A 5,603-nucleotide genomic window follows, 5' to 3' on the forward strand; every position below is an offset into this window, starting at 1 on the left:
ACAAACTCTGATTGCAATGCTGAAAGAGAAACAGTCCGGACCACCGAAACCGAAAGAAAAAGAGCAATAAGCAGTAACAGCATAAAGGCAGTCATTTAAATAGGGGCTTCAAAAAAATTCTTTTCGCGGCGCTTTCGGCAATCTCCGTAAAGCTCCTTTTCTTCTGAAAAGCTGAACTCCGTCGGAAAATTGACGCTGATGTCTAAATATGATAATCTTAATTCCTGAATTTGGAATAAATAGGAGGTTTTTATGGAACTTTTGATCAGAAATGCTCAGCTTAGAAAACGGAAAGGCCTTGTGGACATTGCCGTTGATAAGGGAAAAATCGTTAAAATCGCCAAAGGCATCAAAGCCAAAGCCGCCAAAGTCATAGACGCGGGCGGAAATCTTGTGACGGAACCCTTCTGCAACGCCCATCTTCATCTTTGCAAAGTCTGGACTCTGCAGATGATGGACGAAAAAGCCCTGAAAGATTATCACGGCTCCGATATGGGAAAAGCCATGTCGGCGATTGAACTTGCCGCCAGAGTCAAGGAAAACTACGACGAGAAATGGATAATAAAGAACGTCAGGAAAGCCGTGGAGATGGCCATGAAATACGGCAATCTTCACATAAGGGCTTTCGCGGATGTGGATTCCAAGGCAAAACTTGAGGGGGTGAAAGCTCTCATCAAAGCGAGAGAAGAGTACAAAGGCCTTGTGGACATCCAGGTCGTGGCTTTCCCGCAGGACGGAGTGATAAGAGAGCCCGGTGCGGAAGAGCTTGTCAAAAAAGCAATGGCCCTCGGCGCTGATATCGTCGGCGGAATCCCGTGGATTGAATATACGGAAGCGGACGAACTCGCGCACATACAGAAGATGATGGCCATAGCGAGAAAATATAACAAGGATGTTTCAATGCTCGTGGACGACGCAGGGGATGCAACGCTCAAAACCCTTGAGATGTACGCCGTGGAGGCCATCAAGACCGGCTGGACGGGGCGCTGTCTTGCCCAGCACGCGAGAGCGATGTGTCTGTACCCGAAACCTTATTTTCAGAAAGTCGTGGCGCTGCTTAAAAAAGCGAAGCTCGGTATTGTGACGGATCCTCACACGGGGCCGCTGCATGCGCGGGTGGGCGAACTTCTTGAGGAAGGCGCTCTGGTGTGCATAGGCCAGGACGACATTTCCGACGCCTATTATCCTTACGGCAGAAACAACATGCTCGAAGTCGCGTTTATGGCGTCGCACCTTTTGTGGATGACGGGCGCCGATGATATGGAAACGCTTTACGATATGATCACGGTCAACGGAGCGAAAGCCATGAATGTGAAGAATTACGGAATCAAAGAGGGCAATCCCGCCAGTTTCCTCGTGCTCGGCGTTGACAGCGTCCTTGAAGCTTTCCGTGCTCAGGAAGCTCCCGCCTATGTGATAAACGGCGGCAAGGTCATAGCCGAAACGAAAAGCGTTACCAAAATATATAAAAAATAAAAATTACCGGGGTTATTTTAACATTGACATCAGCAGATTGTGTCACATGTCAAGACCTGACCCCATTGGGGAGGATGAAGTGAGTTTGAAATATGTGGGTAAGAATATCACAAGGCCCGACGCGGTTAAGAAGATCACGGGAAAGTCTGTTTTTCTTGATGATATAAAACTGCCGGGAATGCTTTATACCGCGATCCTTACGCCGCCCACGGCGCACGCTAAGATCGTGTCTATAGACACATCAGCGGCCGAAAAAGAACCCGGCGTCATAAAAGTCGTCACCGGCAAGAGCATAGATTTTCTTTTCGGAGACAATGTGAAGGACCGTGTGCCTATGGCGGTGGACAGGGTGCGTTATATAGGCGAACCTGTCGCGGCGGTCATAGCCGAGAATCCCCATCAGGCGAAAATGGCGCTCAAAAAAATAGAGGTGAAGTACAAAGCTCTTCCCGTCTACATTGACGCCAGAGAAGCTTTGAAAAAGAAAGCCGCGCTCATCCACCCCGACAGCGGCGATTACTGGCATCTGCCGGGTATGGGGCCCGAGGGCGGCACAAATATAGCCGATCATTATCTTCTCAAAAAGGGCGATGTAAAAAAAGGTTTCGCCGAAGCCGATCTGGTGCTTGAGGGAGAATTCAACTATCCCTTCAGCTCTTCCGCGGCCATAGAGCCGCACGGCGCCATTGTCATACATCACGAGGACGGGGGCATAGAGATATGGTCGTCGTCAATATGTCCTTTCGTCATAAGGGAGGATATAGCCCACACATACAAACTGCCGGTCGCGTCCGTGCGGGTGCACATTCCCGAGGTCGGCGGCTGCTTCGGCTACAAATCCGATGTCACCGTCGAGCAGACAATAGCCTACATAGCGAGTTTTGTCCCCGGCCGTCCCGTTAAATGGGTGGCCAGCCGAAAAGAGGATTTTCTTTCAACGCTCCTCGGCCACGGCATAAGAACAAAATTCAAAATCGGCGTGAAGAAGAACGGCAAACTCACGGCTCTTCAGACGACGATCCTTCATTCCACGGGTGCGTATGTGGACACCGGCCTCCATGTTATGAGAGGCTCCACCCACAACTCCACCGGCACTTACGAATTTCCTAACTGTTACCTTGACGGTTATTCGGTCTATACCAACACGCCTCCGGTCGGAGCTTACAGGGGCTACGGCCATCAGGAGTCGCAGCTGGGCATGGAGAGGATGATGGATATGATAGCCCGTAAGCTGGGCATGGATGCCTTCAAGCTCAGGGATATCAATTATCTGGGGCCGGGAAAAATGACTTCTATCGGCGAGAGGCTGTGGGAGAGCAACGGCAATGTGAAAAAATGCGCCGATATTGTGCGGAAAAAGATTTTTACGGGGAAAAAGAAAAAAGAAGATGCCGATTATTACTACGGCCGCGGTTTCGCGGCGGTCATGAAATCGCCCAAGGGCGCGCCTTTTTCTTCAAAGAGCTGCTATCTGAAATTCAACGTTGACGGAAGTGTTTCAATAAACATGGGCGGCGCCGAAGTCGGGCAGGGGCTGAGAAATGTAGTGAGGCTCGTGGCGGCGGAAGTGCTGAAGATAAATCCTTCACGCATAAGCGTTTACACGGAAATCGACACGCAGTTCTCGCCCTGGGAATGGCAGACGATAGGCTCCATGTTCACGATACAGGGCGGACGCGCGGTCGTTCGGGCTGCTGAAAAAGCCATACATCAGCTGAAAAAAACGGCGATGATGGCGCTCAAGTGCGATTACGATATGCTGGAGTACGACGGGGATTATATTTTTCTGTCCTCCGATCCGGGCGTGAGGGTGTCCGTCCCGTCACTGGCACATGGTTATATGACCGAAGACGGGATAACCGTAGGCGAAGTCGTTCACACGACTTCCGACGCGAGGCTCCCCAGATACTCCAACCCTGATGCCAACGGGCAGGGATCCTTCGGGGTGACATACACCTTCGGGGCCCAGGCCTGCGAGATAAGGATAGAGAAAAAAACAGGTAAGATCATCGTGGACCATTTCGCGTCGTCATTTGACGTCGGACAGGTGATAAATCCCGTGCAGATAAGAGGCCAGGTCGTGGGAGGCGTCGTGATGGCGCTGGGTTCCACGCTCCATGAGGAGACAAAATTCGACTCCGACGGAGTGTGCCCCAACCCGCATTTCTCAAAATACAGATTCCCGACGATAAATGACGCTCCGGCGAAGCAGACGGTTGAGTTTGTGGAAACGCCCGGTAAGATAGGGCCTTTCGGCGCGCGGGGAATAGGCGAGCACCCTGTTATAGGCGTGGCTCCGGCGGTGCTGAACGCCGTTTATGACGCGACGGGAATAGATTTTTACGAGATTCCGCTCTCACCGGAGAAGGTGAAAGCGGCGATAGACGCGAAGGGAGATAATCAATGTCCGAAAAAATAACATTCAAAGTAAACGGCAGAGAAAGAACTGTTGAGCTGGAAGGCTGGGAGAGAGGCCTTGATGTGCTGAGGGAAAACCTCGGCCTGACCGGGTCCAAGAGGGGCTGTGACGACGCCACCTGCGGAGCCTGCACCGTTGTGGTCAACGGCGAAGCGAAAAAAAGCTGCGTGATGCTCGCCAAAAAACTTGACGGCGCCGATATCCTCACGATAGAGGGTATTTCCAAAGGGAAAAAACTGCATCCCATACAGGATGCTCTGATAGAATCCGGCGCCGTGCAGTGCGGTTACTGCACACCGGGAATAGTGATGGAGCTCTACGCGCTCTTTAACAAAAACCTGGCCGCGTCCAAAAAAGAAATAAAAGACGCTCTCGCAAAGCATCTGTGCCGCTGCACCGGCTATGAGGCCATCTTTGAAGGCGCGCTCCTGGCCCAGTCAAAACTCAAAAAGAAGACTTGAACTTTATAAAATTACAGATTCTTGCCAGCGCGCTGCTTCTGTCATCGTGCGCGGGCGTCCAGAAATCCGCGAAGGCTGTCGGGATACGCAGCTTCGGTATAGATGAATCTAAATTTTCTTATGTTAACTGGAAAGTTTCCCATGAGAAAAAAACCGTGTTCATAAGCGCCGTTTATGACGGCGACACCATAGTCGCGGGAGATGAGGCCGCGGATGATGAGGGCGAAGACTCTTCCGGAGACAGAGAAGTAATAAGGTTTCTCGGCGTGAACACGCCCGAAATCGCTCATCCGGAGCAGGGGTTTCACACGGACGAACCTGGAGCCGCCGCCGCCACCGAATTCACAAAGAAGGCCGTGCTCGGGAAAAAAGTCATTCTTGTCATCGATCCCGATAACAGGGAAGGTGTTTTCGGGAGAACCCTGGCCCTGATCTTTTATAAAGATGACCGCGGCGATATGAGGTGCCTCAACTGGGAGCTGCTCAAACGGGGACTGGCGAAGGAAAATCTCTGGGCGAACGATATGCTGTGCGGGAAGGTTGAGTGGCGGAATATGGCTAAACTTTCAGGGCTGCTGAGTCCCGCGGCTTTTATCGGCATGGGGCGTCAGTCACTCAAGGAAAGATTCGTTTATGACGCTCTTGAATTTTACAAACGCGGCGTAAACAAGTTCCCGTCTCACGCGGATCTGAGAAAGGATCTTGCCACACTTTACGGCTCACTCGCGCGGGTGGAGAAGAATGCGGCTAAAAATAAAGAATACCGCCTCGGGGCTTTGTTCCACTGGAAAAAGCTGAAGGGCACGAAATATGACGCTCTCGCTGAAAATCAGATACGGCAGATGACGGCCGGTCAATGACATAGTTCGGAAGATCAATGAATAAGATAATCAGGAAAGAGCGCGTGGCTGCGGATACTTTTCTTATGGAAATAGAAGCTCCCGATATCGTAGCGGCCGCGAAACCGGGACAGTTCGTCATCCTGATGACGGACGAAAAAGCGGAGCGCGTACCGCTCACCATAGCCGACACGGACAAAGAGAGGGGTTCTTTGACGGTGATATTCAAGATAATGGGCCGCAGCACCGGCGATTTATCAGAGATAGAAATTGAAGACGGCCTTTATCATATCGCGGGCCCCATGGGCCGCCCGACGGAGTTTCCGCAAGGCCAAAGAGCTGTCATTGCCGCCGGCGGTATAGGAATAGCCCTCATATATCCTGTTATCGCGGCTCTTAAAGAAGAGG

Annotated in this window: 5 protein-coding genes; all 5 read left to right on the forward strand. The window is 51.6% G+C overall.

Annotated elements, in window-relative coordinates:
* Window positions 1-252 precede the first annotated feature (252 nt).
* Window positions 253-1,476, forward strand: a complete 1,224-nt coding sequence (locus FP827_03210) for an amidohydrolase family protein (protein ID MBA3052087.1) — start codon at window positions 253-255, stop codon at window positions 1,474-1,476.
* 46 nt (window positions 1,477-1,522) lie between these two features.
* Window positions 1,523-3,895 carry a xanthine dehydrogenase family protein molybdopterin-binding subunit gene (locus FP827_03215; protein ID MBA3052088.1) on the forward strand — a complete coding sequence of 791 codons (2,373 nt, stop codon included), beginning with the start codon at window positions 1,523-1,525 and terminating at the stop codon, window positions 3,893-3,895.
* A complete protein-coding gene (locus FP827_03220) occupies window positions 3,880-4,356 on the forward strand; it encodes a (2Fe-2S)-binding protein (protein MBA3052089.1) in 477 nt (158 codons plus the stop codon). The genes FP827_03215 and FP827_03220 overlap by 16 nt, the downstream gene beginning before the upstream one ends.
* The gene (locus FP827_03225; protein ID MBA3052090.1) at window positions 4,353-5,216 is read left to right on the forward strand and encodes a hypothetical protein; all 864 of its coding nucleotides are present in this window, start codon (window positions 4,353-4,355) and stop codon (window positions 5,214-5,216) included. Before FP827_03220 ends, FP827_03225 begins: the two co-directional genes overlap by 4 nt.
* Before the next feature lie 17 nt (window positions 5,217-5,233).
* Window positions 5,234-5,603, forward strand: a 370-nt coding sequence (locus FP827_03230) for a sulfide/dihydroorotate dehydrogenase-like FAD/NAD-binding protein (protein ID MBA3052091.1), incomplete at its 3' end; no start/stop codon positions are given.

This window comes from Candidatus Omnitrophota bacterium (genome assembly GCA_013791745.1).
Classification (GTDB): domain Bacteria; phylum CG03; class CG03; order CG03; family CG03; genus CG03.